This is a genomic window from Gracilibacillus orientalis (assembly GCF_900114645.1).
In the GTDB taxonomy this organism is placed as follows: domain Bacteria; phylum Bacillota; class Bacilli; order Bacillales; family Amphibacillaceae; genus Gracilibacillus; species Gracilibacillus orientalis.
Genome location: NZ_FOTR01000008.1, coordinates 96,528 through 110,169 on the forward strand (window position 1 = coordinate 96,528; position 13,642 = coordinate 110,169).

The window sequence follows — 13,642 nt, forward strand, 5'->3', positions numbered from 1 at the left end:
TACTAAAAGCCTATCGGTTCATTGAACTGTACTTTGTTTTAAATCTCACTATCGGTAAATGCCGGCAATGGATCATGAAGTTTACTCCAATCCTGTTTCATCTCTTCATCTGTTAGCAAGCTTTGATCCAATCCCTTGATGATCTCTTCCTCATCCATATCGATGCCGATAAACACCAACTCTGTCAAACGATCTCCATATTCGTCGTCCCAACGCCTGGCTAACTCTGGTTCTTTGCTCAAGACTTCCACTCTTTCCTGTTCAGGATAATTAGCGATCCACTCTCCTACACCTTGGATAGCAAGAGATGTTCCTGCCTGTGATAATAAACCAGACACCTCATTTCTTGAAGCTAACCAAAAGAACCCTTTGGCTCGAACAATACCTGCCGGCCAATTTTCTAACCATTTCATCCACCGTTCAGGATGGAACGGCCTCTTCCTTCGATAAACAAAGGAGTAAATACCGTATTCCTCACTTTCAGGAACGTGTTCCTCATTTAATTCTTTGATCCATCCTGCTCCCTGACTTACTTTTTCAAATTTAAATAATCCCGTATTCAATACAGAGTCCAGCGGAACCCTGCCATAAGTAGTATCGATAATATGAGTTTCAGGGTTTAATTGCTTCAGAACTGCTGTTAATGCTTCTTTATCGATGTTTTTTACTAAATCCACTTTATTTAAAAGGAGAACGTTTGCGAATTCAATTTGATCAATTAAAAGGTCAATTACTTCTCTAGCATCTTCCTCGTCTGCCCCTTGACTACGATCGAGTAAGCTTTCTCCTGATCCATAATCCTCCCAAAAACAACTTGCATCTACTACTGTCACCATGGTATCCAATCGACAATACTGATCAAGGTTGATTCCAAGCTCTTTGTCTTCATAAGTGAAGCTTTGAGCAACAGGGATTGGCTCTGATATCCCAGTCGATTCAATCACAATATAATCGATATCCAGCTTGGAAAGCTCCGCTACCTCTTTTATTAAATCCTCCCTTAAAGTACAGCAAATACAGCCGTTCTGTAGTTCGACCAGCTTTTCTTCAGTACGGCTGAACCCGCCTTGTTTCACCATATCAGCATCTATGTTGACTTCACTCATATCATTCACGATCACGGCTATTTTAAGATCCTCTCTATTGTGTAACAAATGATTTAATAATGTGGTTTTTCCTGACCCCAAATAACCACTTAGTACGGTAACTGGTATTTTATTTTTCAATTTTTTCCCTCCTAAGCGTTTTGCGCAATACGTTCAGCTACTTTTCTTGCCCCTGCTATATTTCTAGATACAGGGCCGATTTCCAGTTCAGCAAGAGTACCAGCAACAAATAGTCCTCGTGTCCATTCTAATGAAGGTTGAACTATTGGGAAACCGCAAGGTGAACAGGGGAGATCCAATTGTTCAATCACAGGTTGCAACCACTTTTCGCCTGGTATGTTTGTCTCTGTCCCCGTAGCAAGTAGCAAAGAATGAGCTGAAATGATCTTACCATTCGTTAATAAGAGTTCCACAGAATTATCTCTACTTTGAGCATCCTCAATTTCACCTGTATAGAAGTTCAGCCTGCCCGCGTTCTCTTGTCGTTTTAATTTCAGATAAAGTTCTCTTGTTAAAGAACCCCGGTGTCTTGCTTGTCGGATAAGTCTTCGCCGTTTCTCATAGCAATCGACTTGATGAAAATTTCTAAGATATTTTGGACCTAACCAGCCAGGATCACTATCAAAGTCATGAATCCGAAAAGGATGGCGTTTCACCAACGTAACTGAGTGAATAGTTGAAAGAGTATAAGAAAGGTGCGCTGCTGTCATACCCCCGCCTAAGATGACAACATCTCCCTCATCAGGAAGAGATGCCTCTATATCAAACACATGACTTATAGACCCCTTACTGCATTTAAAGACCCAGTCCGGGTAATGTGGTTTTTGGTTCATGCCCATAGCAAGAACAACTCGTTCTCCTTGAATCACTTGATTATTGGATAGTGTTACTTTCCACTCCCCTCCAGAACAGGAAAGTCCCTCCACTGTTCCTTGTTTCCAACATTCTTGCACGCCTACCTCGTCCATTTTGTCCAAGCTGTGCTGATTAAACATATCCAAACGTGGCCTCGCATATCTCCCTTTGAATGGTTGAGCATAGTCGTTTGATCGTGCGTATTTCTTTAAGCTGAATGGATCTATAGCTATATGATGGACCGATGGAGATCTTAAATAAGACATGCCGATTTTTTTCGTCAATGTTCGCCATATCTGCATTGGCTCTGGATAGGAATCAATAATCAAAAGATCAGCTTTGTTGACTTTTTCTAGTAGCAGGCGAGTGGCCACACAGCACCCCTGAACCCCTCCACCTATAATGATCCACTTATACATATAAACACACTGCCCTTTCTTTTTTATCAGCTTGATTTTTTCACACTAGGGATTTACCTTTTAGCGTATATTTCTAAAAGCAATCCGAGACAGGTTGATTTTCACCTATATCCCCGAGACCTGCCTGTAAAACATGATGATGAAAAATCACTGAATGGATAACTCATTTCGCCTCTAGCTCTTTTCGTAGTTCGGCATCTTGTTATACTAATTAATTTAAGTTCAGAAAATGATTACTCTTCCTCCTCTTTGTCTTGATCCATATACACCCGACTAGGTGTAGCACCCTCTTGAAATAAATACTTTCCACTATAACCTTCGGTAGCTTGATCAATTTGTGCTATAACCAATTGACACACTCGCATACCGACTTTTAATTGCACAGGAACACGATTTGCATTAAATAACTCTAAAGTGATCTGGCCGGAGAAGCCCGGATCGATCCATCCAGCATTTTGAATAAACACACCAAGCCTTCCGATAGAACTTCTCCCTTCAACAAAGGCCGTTAAATTGTCAGGTAAACGAATTTGCTCAAATGTTGTTCCTAACATAAAAGTTTTAGGCGGAATCGTGATAACTTCTCCCTCCATTACTTGCATTTCATGATAATTTGCCGGCTTGTTGACTGATAATAAAGTGGTAGACATGTCATCTACTACTAAGAAATGCTTTCCTAAACATAGATCAATGGACGCTGGTTGTATGCTAAAATCCTTATAAGGAGTAATAGAAATTCGTTCATCATATATGAATTGTTTAATCGTTTGTCCTGATAAAATCACCTGTTCTCACTCCTGATTATGAAATTCGCCAATTGAATGGATTTCTGAATTGTGACCAGTCTTCCTCCATCTCTGACTCCGTTAATAGACAACGATCTAGCTCACTAGTTATCTCCTCAACCTCCAAGTCCATCCCGATGAAAACAAGCTTTGTATGGCGATCTCCATATTCAGGATCCCATAAATCTTTGACTTCAGGATTATTCTTTAAAATTTCCTTTTGCTGTTCTATTGGTAATGAATCGACCCAATAGGCTAATGGTTCAACAGCTACTGATGGACCAGCTTGCGATAACAATAAAGCCATATCATAATGAGTCGCACACCACATCACACCTTTTAACCGAACAATTTCTTTCGGTAGATCTTGATACCAGCTCATTAATCGTTCCGTGTGAAAAGGCAGTCTTGATGTATAGATGAACGAACTAATTCCGTACTCCTCTGTTTCCGGGGTATGATTTTCTACTCCAGCATTGAGTTCCTTCAACCAACCTGCTGATTCACTAGCTTTCTCAAAGTCAAATAAACGAGTATTTACTATTTCTTTTGGATCTACCTTACAATGTTGGGTTCGGATAATTTTCGCTTCAGGCTGTAACTTACGTATGACTTTCTCTAACTTCTGAAAATCTTCCTCTTTCACTAAATCTGTTTTATTCAAAATAAGAACATTACAGAATTCAATTTGGTCAAGTAATAAATCGGCAATATTGCGCGTATCTTCTTCACCCACTGCTTGTTGCCTTTCCAGTAAGCTGTCTCCTGAACCGAAGTCATGCCAAAAGCGATTAGCATCGACAACTGTAACCATCGTATCCAAGCTGCAATATTTCGTTAGATCAATTCCCATCTCTTCATCAATGTAAGAGAAGGTTTGTGCAACTGGGACAGGCTCACTTATTCCGGATGACTCAATCAAAATATAATCAACATCACCTTTTTTCACGAGACTTTCCACTTCCACCAATAAATCCTCTCGTAATGTACAGCAAATACAGCCATTAGACATTTCCACTAATTTTTCTTCGGTACGGGAAAAACTGCCTTGTGATTGAACTAGCTCACTATCAATATTTACTTCACTCATGTCATTGACAATCACTGCCACCTTCAGGCCTTCTCGATTATGTAAGACATGATTCAATAACGAAGTTTTTCCAGCACCTAAATATCCACTTAGTACAGTTACAGGGATTTTTTTCATTTATTACTCCTCCTTTTTGTAACAGTGCTAATCGTCCGTAAAACCCCACTGGGGGAAGTCTCACTTTATGATAAAAAATATAGTCCTGCAGCAAGGAAAGCTGCACTAACAACACTTGTCAGCATTTGCTTTAATCCAATTGATAAAGCGTTCTTCCAACTTAGTTCTCTGCCGATAGTAAATAACGTAACAAGGCAAGCTGATAGTGTTGATGCTAAGTAAACAAGAATAAATATTTGACTGATTGACATATCCATTAACAAACTGCCCTGCCCCTCATTTAAGACAAGTAATCCATCCTTTCTAATAAAGGAAAAGATCAATCCAGGTGCTGCATCTGTTGGTAATGAAAATAGATATAATAACGGCATTGCAAGCCAACTCAAAATGGATAATCCCCCTACTGTTTCTAGTACAGATGCAATCAAACAAATCAACAAGAAAATCGGCATAGCTTGAAGTAAAAATTGTTTAATCACGCCAGAAACCTTCCACCAAAATGAACTCCAATTGATTCCTTGTAAATAAGGTAAGGGGGCAATTCTAGTTAGCTCATTAGTGGTGTTTCTGTTCCAAATCCTTGTATGAATAGCTCCGACTACAAATAGTAAAAACAAATACGGAATAAATAGAAAAGGAACATGAGCTGCATTGAAAATAGATAAAGTTGCTCCAATTTGATAACTGCAGGCTGAACCAAAAGCAAGCATGGAAACACAAGATACTCGGGTGCAGCTGCTACAGCTTCTGCTTTGCATGACTGCGACAACATTACAACCAAAACCAGTGATAACAGGAAGCAAGTCTCTCCCTGTTAATCCGATTTTACGAAGCCATGGATCTAACGCATTTGTTAAGTGTTCTTGTATACCTATCTCTTCTGTAATAGTTGTAGTTATGCTGATCATTAAAACAACAGGAAAAGCCCATAGAAATGAATACCAACCTAAAGTGATGACTCCATAATCACCTATCAATACATTCGCTAAAAAAGCTGGTATCTGCTCCAACCATACAATTATCGGCGTAAGCAAATATTGCTCTGTAATCGGTTCGAACCAACTGACAAATAAGTAGGCTGCAAATACTGGCAAGGCAAACATAGCCATGATAATAAGACAAACTAATATTGGACCTACTACCCTCAAACGGAACATCGGAATTAGTTTATTAACAGGAATAGGTGTTGAAGGCAGAAAGCTAACAATACTTGTAGTAACAGCCCAAATCCTGGCTTGCTCGATACATGTGATTACTTTTTCTTGTTCTTCCTGATCCATCTTTCTGGCATTAATCCAGACAACTGGTACTTGTAATAGCTCTTGTACTCTTTTTTGTTCAGCATTAGAAGGCTGGTATTTATCCTGGTGAGTTGCAACAATAGCTACTTGTTTACCTTTCAAATTCAATTCTTTCTGCAGCTGGGTTAACTCCTCTTTCAGTTCCGTTGCCTTCACAACTAATAGTAGGGTTTGTTCCCCCTCTAAACGATCTAAAGTAAGTTGAGTACTTTTACTGTCCATATCGAATTGAAGTCCTGGCAAGTCTGTTAATCGTATATTATTGTTTAATTTACAGGTTGCAGTTAAGGCAGCTATTGTTGTCCCTTTTACACTGCTTGTCAACGCTCGCTTTTCGCCAGTCAAATGGCGGAACAAACCTGATTTCCCAACAGATTCACAACCTACTAGCACCACATCTATTGGATGGGCAAGGGCAGATTGCACGCTTTCTAGCATTGACACCTCTCCCCACACATCGAAAGATCATCAAGATAGAAGTTCTCACGTTTGTACTCTTCTAATATGGATAAATCTAAGCCTAACTCTTGACCAATCGTTTCTGCTATGACAGAAAAGCGCTGGCGGAATTTGTAAATATAACAAAAAATATGGTCATCGTGGCGAAGTTCCGGTCCAGCTAAAAATAAACCAGGAGTCGTTATAGCTTCATCTTTTTCATTGACAAGAACTTCGTCATGCTTACCACGTGTCACTAGATTTTCTATCGTCGTTGTGCTACCTGAGAAACCACTAGCTAATATTGGTCTCTCCATTGTAAAATAAACTTTTCCACTACTCGTATAGACGTCATACCCTGAGGGTACTGCTTCCATTCGTGTCACTGCTGTATTGCCTACACTCATTAATAAGTCGGAATCAAGCAAGTGACGAATACGACCATATGTATAGGTTGACAGGGCAATACTTGGATCACTATTGTCTAGCTCCCACGTATTCGTTTTAGCTATTACAGTCGTTTTTTTACCTAAACGTCCTAAATGAAATGCGGCATCCATACCACTTTCATAACCTCCGATGATAATAAAGTCATCACCTTCTAGCTCTCGCCAAGATGGAATCAAGCTATTGTGCACGCCAAGCTCTGCACCTGGGAAGGGCTTTAAATCGGGATATTGGTATTGCCCTGCTGCCCAGATAACATAGCGACTTCGATATGTCCCTTGGGTAGTATCTATCAAAAAAATACCATCTTTTTTATGGATTTGATCTACTTGTACTCCTTTTTCAATAGGAAGCGTAAAATGATCTGCCACTATATCTAGATAATCTGCATATGCTTCACCAGTAGGATGTTCCATATCTAACGTATAAGCTGGCGAAGATTTCGGTACAATGGCATTTAAATCTGTCTGTCCAAACCCCTGCGCTGGAAACGAGGGTGTTATAAATCTCATTTCCTTAGGCCAACGCAGAAAAGATGCTCCTACTTCTTCTTTTTCTAATACCAAATAGGAAGTACAATTCATTTGTTGTAATAAAGCGGCGACACCAATTCCCGAAGGTCCTGCTCCTACAACAATGACATCATATACTTTACTCATCATTACCACCTCTTAAATCATAATCATTACGATTTACATCGCAAAAAAATTAAGCAAGACAATATTGGAAACCTCTCTCTAATTCCTGATAGTCGAGATTCTTCCCAATAAATACTATCTCACTTTGCCGCTTTTCATTATTCGCCCATTTAAAACCTTCAGTACCTGCAAATAACATATGTACACCTTGAAAAACAACTCTTTTATTAAGGTGTTTTATATAGAGCACTCCTTTATAACGATATAATTGTTCTCCTTTAAACTGGACTAAATAGGAGAACCATTTATTTACTTTTTCTAAATCAAGCGGACGATCGTCTCGAAAAACAAAAGATGTGACTTGATCATTATGATGATGGTGATGTGTTTCCACTAATAGATTTGGATCTATTTTTAATATATTACCTAATTCAAAGGATTTTTTCCCTATTAAATCTTGGCTATCTATATCTGCATATGTAGTGTAAATCCGTTTTGCATGTGGATTCATGTTAATCAATTGTTGTGCCAGCTCGTTTTTTTCATCTTCCGTAATCAAATCCATTTTATTTAATAGCAGAACATCAGCAAAAGCGATTTGTTGCCCAGGTTCTTCTTCTTTTAAATGTTGCCAGATATGCTTGGCATCGACCATCGTAATCACACTATCCATTTCGAATGATTTTGCTGTTTGTTCATCCATTAAAAAAGTTTGAATAACTGGGGCTGGATTAGCCATACCTGTTGTCTCAATGACAATACGATCTATTTTTTCTTCCTGTTCGATCAAATTACTTAAGATGTTAATTAAATCACCTCGTACATTACAACAAATACAACCACTGTTTATTTCAATGATTTCTTCCTTTGTTGATACCACCAAATGACTATCAATAGATGTGTCACCAAATTCATTGATGATGACAGCAACTTTTTGTTCAGGTATGTCCTTTAATAAGTTATTAAGCAATGTTGTTTTACCTGCACCCAAAAATCCAGTTAAAATGGTTACCGGTATGGTGTGTTCTTTTGACAACAGGCTTTCCCTCCTCTTGCTATGTACAACTAAATTTTTAGTCAAAGAATAGGACAGGAACAACACTTCAAGATGCCCCTGTTACTTATTTTAATTCTTCAAACTTGATAAACTCTTACCAACTAGATTTCTTCACGCCAGGTATTTGTCCTTTATGAGCATAGTCTCTAAAGGCAATACGGGACATATTGAATTTCCGCATGTAGCCACGCGGTCTTCCTGTAAGCTCGCAACGGTTTTTTAAGCGAGTTGGTGAAGAGTCCCGTGGCAATTTACGAAGCGCTTCATAATCACCTTTTGCTTTTAACTCTTTTCTTAATGCTGCATATTGTTCAACCATTTTCTGGCGTTTTTTCTCTTTTGCAATTTTAGACTTTTTAGCCATTTGATCTTACTCCCTTCGATCATTAGAATTTACCTCTATATTCAAATAACTTTTAAATCGTAATGATTACGTATTACATATCATTATAGGATACTATTACTGAAATGTAAATAGTAATGATTACGATTTATTGCTTGGTTGGTATTACATCATCTAAAGCTTTCTCGGGGATAAAAAAATGGTTTTGCAAGAATGACCTTTTTCCAACTACACTCTGCATCCATCACAATAGCCATAAACCTCAAATTTATGATGTGTAATAGTAAAACCTTCAGGAGTATTAGATATAACATCCATTGGGCACATATTTATATTTTTCGTTGCACCACAATCAGCACAAATGATATAGTGATGATGCTCATCTGAATTTTTAAAGCGATAATGTTTATTTCCTTTTAATTCTGTTGATTCTATAATATTAAGTTCTTCAAATAATTTTATATTACGGTAGATCGTATCTACACTTAAATAGGGATAATCCTTAACGATTAATTTTAAAATGTCTTTGGCAGATAAATATCGGTTTTCTTCAACGAATATTTCCAACATTCTTTCTCTTCTCCTTGTTAATTTATACCTTTCCTTCTTCAAAATATTTAATACATCAGAAATATTCATTAAAAATCTCCTCTCTACTCTTCTCAGAAACCTTTACATCTCAACACATTCCGCAAATTGAATGTGTCAACGGTCATATGATATACAGATTCCTTTATCTGTTTGAGGAATGGTTAGATCACAGTATCTATTAATTAGGAAAGTTGGAATACCTGCACATTCCAAATCATCCGGTTCAAATCCAAAAACACCATAGGTTACAAGCAAATCAGCTTCTGTACCAATAATCAGCTCATGAGACATATCTGTTGTAGCACTTTAATCATTCTGAAGAACAATTGGAATCCATTCCCATCTGCCACTTTCTTCCCTTACATACCCTAGTCCTGGAAAAGGATAGTGGCAAGCAAATACTAGAGCTTTTCTATCCACTGTATCTTGTAAGAACTTTCTTCGGGTTTCTAACCCTTGTCGAGGTGAAACCTCCGCACGAATATGAGAAGGAAGATATTGCAAAGTTCTCGGGTCATTTAATATATCGGAAGCCACCAATAAAGATGTTCCTTCCGAATGGATATAAAGACACAGATGTCCGACTGTATGTCCTGGAGCATGAATGAGATAAATACCTGGAAAAATTTCCACATCTGATGTAATCAAAGTTATTCGATCTTCTACATCCTTTAGTTTCCGACATTCATTGGACTGTGGATGATTTTCCCAGAAATCCCATTCTTCTTTTCGCATGATATATTCTGCATTAGGAAAAACTGGTTTTCCATTATTAGAAAGTCCTCCAATATGATCCATATGTGCATGTGTTATAATGATTGTATCAATATCTTCTGGATAAATTCCTTGTGTTTTTATATGATTAAGCAATTGACCAGCTGTTGATAGGGTTTTTCCAAATCCAACATCTACTAATATCTGCTTATCTCCTGTATCAATATGTAAAAAATTTAATGGTGCATCAAAGTTGGGTGGAATGTCTTGAATAATGTCCTCTGGTGTGTTAGCAAAAAAGAATTCCTTTGAAACTGGAAAAGCACCATCCGATATGGACATCAATTTTAGTGTTCCTAGTTGAAACGTATATAGTTTAGACATTAGTAACTCCTCCTTACTAATCTTATAAGTATTATTGAGTAAACTAGAAAAAAGTGTACTCTTTTGTATCTTTCAATATTTTATCTAAAGCTTGCCATGTCATTAATGCACAATTATGTCTTGCTTTTAACCGGTGGACCCCTTGCAATGATAGACTATCCCCTAAGTCAACCTTATCTGGTTCTTCACCATGGCGGATTAAATCTTCAAATCCTTGTCTTAGAGAAGCAACTTCTATTAATGGTTTATTTTTGATCAATTCTGTCATCATAGATGCAGAAGCCATACTAATACTACAACCTTCACCAAGGAAGGTCGCTTTTCTTACTCGATCATCTTCCAGATCTAAAAATAAAGTCATAACATCGCCGCAAGTCGGGTTTTTATAGTGAACCTTTAAAATATTTTCTCCTTCTATTTCTTCAAAATTTCGCTTATATTTATAATGATCCATAATCACTTTTCGGTATAAGTCATCAAGCATTATGAACTCTTCCCCCTTCGTTGTGAGTGATCTTCAATCAACTTTCTTTATCCTAAGTATTTGATAATTGTTTCTTTTCAAATGAATACTTACCTCTTTTCAATTTCAATTACTTTGATACTCTAAATACTCTTTCTTTGTCTTTAGAAATACCTGAATTAATACTTAACATACCTTGAAGCATTGGTCCCGAAAGAGTGGCTACTTTCTATGTATAATCCTCATCGACAAGAAGTGATTAATAAGACAAGTTGCTTCCATATTACTCAAATCCCATGTCGCCATTATAAAAACCCCCAAACATTATAATTAATTTCATATTGTTATAGACCCAACAGATTTATGGAATATGTGCTCTGCTTACAAACTTACTAATCCTCCTATTACCTTTAGCTCTTTTCTCATGCCAACACATTGTACATGTATTTTCTTCTCTTTTGAGAATTTAAAGTTTTTAGCCATTCAAAACTTACCCCTTACTATTATCAGCTATCCAAAGAAATCTTTATTTCAAATCGTAATCTTTTCGATTTAAGTAATATTATAAACCATTAAAGCTAAAAAATAAATAGTAATGATTACGATTTATGTATTGTATAATACTATAAATTTGTTCGCGCGTTGACCATTTTTGTAAAGGATGGGACAGGAGTAGTCGATTTACGACAAAACACGACCATCATAATTGATGGTCGTGTTTTTATTCCTTGAAAAAGTATTATTCTTCCTTGGATAAAGGCATATATCTAAGAAGAACAACCAGATATCCAGAGAAGGGCGGTAATCGAATTCGTTTTTTGAATGTTCGATTTCCCAAAATATTATCTATGTTGTCCCACCAGTAAAAAGGGAGTGCTTTTACACAATTTCTCTTTTTTAGAGCACATTTTTCACTGATTTTAGAGTATTCTCTCTTTCGATTGTCACTGGTGGCTTATGTCGCTACAGATCCTATCTCATACAGAATGTGTATAAGCATAGATTGCTTTATTTCTTAATAACATATTATTCTCATTCAGCATACCTATTGGTAGTATTTTTTGAGGACACAACTAAGTTTTGTTATTACTCCCACTCAATTGTCGCTGGTGGCTTACTAGTTACGTCATAAAGTACTCGGTTGACATAATCTACTTCATTCACAAATCGTGTAGATATTTTCTCCAAAACATCCCATGGGATTCGTGCCCAGTCGGATGTCATACCATCAATTGAGGTTACGGCACGGATACCAATCGCGTAATCATACGTACGCGCGTCACCCATAACACCAACACTGCGGATGTCCGGTAATACCGTGAAGTACTGCCAGATATCACGATCTAATCCAGCTTTTTTAATTTCCTCACGTAAGATCGCATCTGATTCACGAACAATCTCTACTTTTTCTGGAGTGATTTCACCAAGTACACGGATACCAAGGCCAGGGCCTGGGAATGGTTGACGCCAAACAATATCATCCGGCACTCCAAGTTCTGTACCTAAGGCACGTACTTCATCTTTAAACAATGTATTTAATGGTTCAATCAATTGAAATTCCATATCTTCTGGTAATCCGCCAACATTGTGGTGAGATTTAATCGTTTGTGCTGTTTCTGTACCACTTTCCACAATGTCAGTATAAAGCGTTCCTTGTGCTAAGAAATCCATTTTTTCTAGTTTTCCAGCTTCATCATCAAATACATAAATAAATTCATTTCCGATGATTTTACGCTTCTGTTCTGGATCGGATATACCTTTTAGCTTGGACAAGAATCGTTCCTGCGCATCTACTCTAATAATATTCATTTTAAACTGATCACGGAAAGCCTTCATTACGGTATCTCCTTCATTTTTCCGTAATAGTCCATGATCAACAAAAATACAAGTCAACTGATCACCAATTGCTTTATGAATAAGTGCAGCAACTACAGAAGAATCAACACCACCACTTAGTGCACATAGGACATTGCTGTTACCGACTTGCTCTCTAATCTTATCTACTTCCATATCAATGAAGTTTGCCATTGTCCAATCGCCTGTACAATCACATGCTTGGAAGACGAAAGATTTTAATACGTCAATTCCATACTCTGTATTACGTACTTCAGGGTGGAATTGCACACCATATAGATGCTTGTCTTTATTACTCATTGCAGCAACTGGTGTAGATGTGCTTGTTGCTTCTATATCAAAATCTTTTGGTGCTTCGATAATTTTATCGCTATGGCTCATCCACACTACTTGTTCTTCCGGTGTTCCTTCAAATAATAATGCTCCTTCTTTTACATGGATGTCTGCTTTTCCATATTCACGCTGGTTGGCACGTTCCACCACACCACCGAAATGATGGGTCATTAACTGCATACCATAACAAATACCTAAAATCGGAATGCCCAAATCAAAAATTCGCTCATCGCAACGGAAACTATTTTCACCGTATACGCTGTGTGGACCACCAGATAATATAATTCCTTTTGGATTCATTTCTTTTATTTCATCGATTGTTAAGCGATGAGAATGAAGTTCACTATATACTCCGAATTCACGGATGCGACGCGTAATCAATTGATTATATTGACTACCAAAATCTAACACTAAAATCATTTCATTGTTTACTTCCAAGTTGTCCACTCCTTCAGTTTAATTCCATTCTATATAATAAAAGTGACGATATCATCACAAAGATGGTAACTCTTTTCAAACATATCCTGTCTTCACACTAAATCCCGCTTTGTTAAAATAAAAATCTGCCTTTCTTATAAGAAACAGAAAGGCAGAAATCTTGACAAGACCCCCGCCTTCATAGTCCGAACATTCATGGTGTTCAAGTAGAAACGTTTGAGCCTTATTCTCAAACATATATGAAGGTGATGTGATGATGCAAGGAAGAC

Annotated in this window: 13 protein-coding genes and 1 riboswitch; all 13 genes read right to left on the bottom strand. The window is 37.4% G+C overall.

What is annotated here, in order from left to right; genetic code table 11:
* Nucleotides 1-38: 38 nt before the first annotated feature.
* Nucleotides 39-1,226, bottom strand: coding sequence for a GTP-binding protein (locus tag BM121_RS14760; protein WP_091484424.1), 1,188 nt, complete (start codon nucleotides 1,224-1,226; stop codon nucleotides 39-41).
* An 11-nt stretch (nucleotides 1,227-1,237) separates the two neighbouring features.
* Nucleotides 1,238-2,380: an FAD/NAD(P)-binding protein gene (locus tag BM121_RS14765; protein ID WP_091484425.1), complete on the bottom strand. Its 1,143-nt coding sequence runs from the start codon at nucleotides 2,378-2,380 to the stop codon at nucleotides 1,238-1,240.
* Nucleotides 2,381-2,613: 233 nt separating this feature from the next.
* On the bottom strand, nucleotides 2,614-3,165 hold the full coding sequence (gene dcd, locus BM121_RS14770; protein WP_091484426.1) for a dCTP deaminase: 552 nt from the start codon (nucleotides 3,163-3,165) through the stop codon (nucleotides 2,614-2,616).
* A gap of 16 nt (nucleotides 3,166-3,181) precedes the next feature.
* Nucleotides 3,182-4,372 carry a GTP-binding protein gene (locus BM121_RS14775; RefSeq protein WP_091484427.1) on the bottom strand — a complete coding sequence of 397 codons (1,191 nt, stop codon included), beginning with the start codon at nucleotides 4,370-4,372 and terminating at the stop codon, nucleotides 3,182-3,184.
* A gap of 65 nt (nucleotides 4,373-4,437) precedes the next feature.
* The gene (locus BM121_RS14780; protein ID WP_091484428.1) at nucleotides 4,438-6,111 is read right to left on the bottom strand and encodes a GTPase; all 1,674 of its coding nucleotides are present in this window, start codon (nucleotides 6,109-6,111) and stop codon (nucleotides 4,438-4,440) included.
* Nucleotides 6,105-7,217, bottom strand: coding sequence for an NAD(P)/FAD-dependent oxidoreductase (locus BM121_RS14785; protein WP_217649324.1), 1,113 nt, complete (start codon nucleotides 7,215-7,217; stop codon nucleotides 6,105-6,107). Before BM121_RS14785 ends, BM121_RS14780 begins: the two co-directional genes overlap by 7 nt.
* Before the next feature lie 49 nt (nucleotides 7,218-7,266).
* Nucleotides 7,267-8,232 carry a CobW family GTP-binding protein gene (locus BM121_RS14790; RefSeq protein WP_091484430.1) on the bottom strand — a complete coding sequence of 322 codons (966 nt, stop codon included), beginning with the start codon at nucleotides 8,230-8,232 and terminating at the stop codon, nucleotides 7,267-7,269.
* A 115-nt stretch (nucleotides 8,233-8,347) separates the two neighbouring features.
* A complete protein-coding gene (gene rpsN / locus BM121_RS14795; RefSeq protein ID WP_091484431.1) occupies nucleotides 8,348-8,617 on the bottom strand; it encodes a 30S ribosomal protein S14 in 270 nt (89 codons plus the stop codon).
* 207 nt (nucleotides 8,618-8,824) lie between these two features.
* Nucleotides 8,825-9,235 (bottom strand): Fur family transcriptional regulator, encoded by a 411-nt coding sequence (locus tag BM121_RS14800; protein WP_091484432.1) that lies wholly within the window; start codon nucleotides 9,233-9,235, stop codon nucleotides 8,825-8,827.
* 66 nt (nucleotides 9,236-9,301) lie between these two features.
* Nucleotides 9,302-9,478: a hypothetical protein gene (locus BM121_RS22130; protein WP_175495443.1), complete on the bottom strand. Its 177-nt coding sequence runs from the start codon at nucleotides 9,476-9,478 to the stop codon at nucleotides 9,302-9,304.
* A gap of 15 nt (nucleotides 9,479-9,493) precedes the next feature.
* Nucleotides 9,494-10,285, bottom strand: a complete 792-nt coding sequence (locus tag BM121_RS14805) for an MBL fold metallo-hydrolase (RefSeq protein ID WP_091484433.1) — start codon at nucleotides 10,283-10,285, stop codon at nucleotides 9,494-9,496.
* A 43-nt stretch (nucleotides 10,286-10,328) separates the two neighbouring features.
* Nucleotides 10,329-10,769, bottom strand: coding sequence for a Fe-S cluster assembly sulfur transfer protein SufU (gene sufU / locus BM121_RS14810; RefSeq protein ID WP_091484434.1), 441 nt, complete (start codon nucleotides 10,767-10,769; stop codon nucleotides 10,329-10,331).
* A 1,065-nt stretch (nucleotides 10,770-11,834) separates the two neighbouring features.
* On the bottom strand, nucleotides 11,835-13,355 hold the full coding sequence (gene guaA, locus BM121_RS14815) for a glutamine-hydrolyzing GMP synthase (RefSeq protein ID WP_091484532.1): 1,521 nt from the start codon (nucleotides 13,353-13,355) through the stop codon (nucleotides 11,835-11,837).
* 179 nt (nucleotides 13,356-13,534) lie between these two features.
* A riboswitch (purine riboswitch) is annotated at nucleotides 13,535-13,636 on the bottom strand.
* Nucleotides 13,637-13,642: the final 6 nt, after the last annotated feature.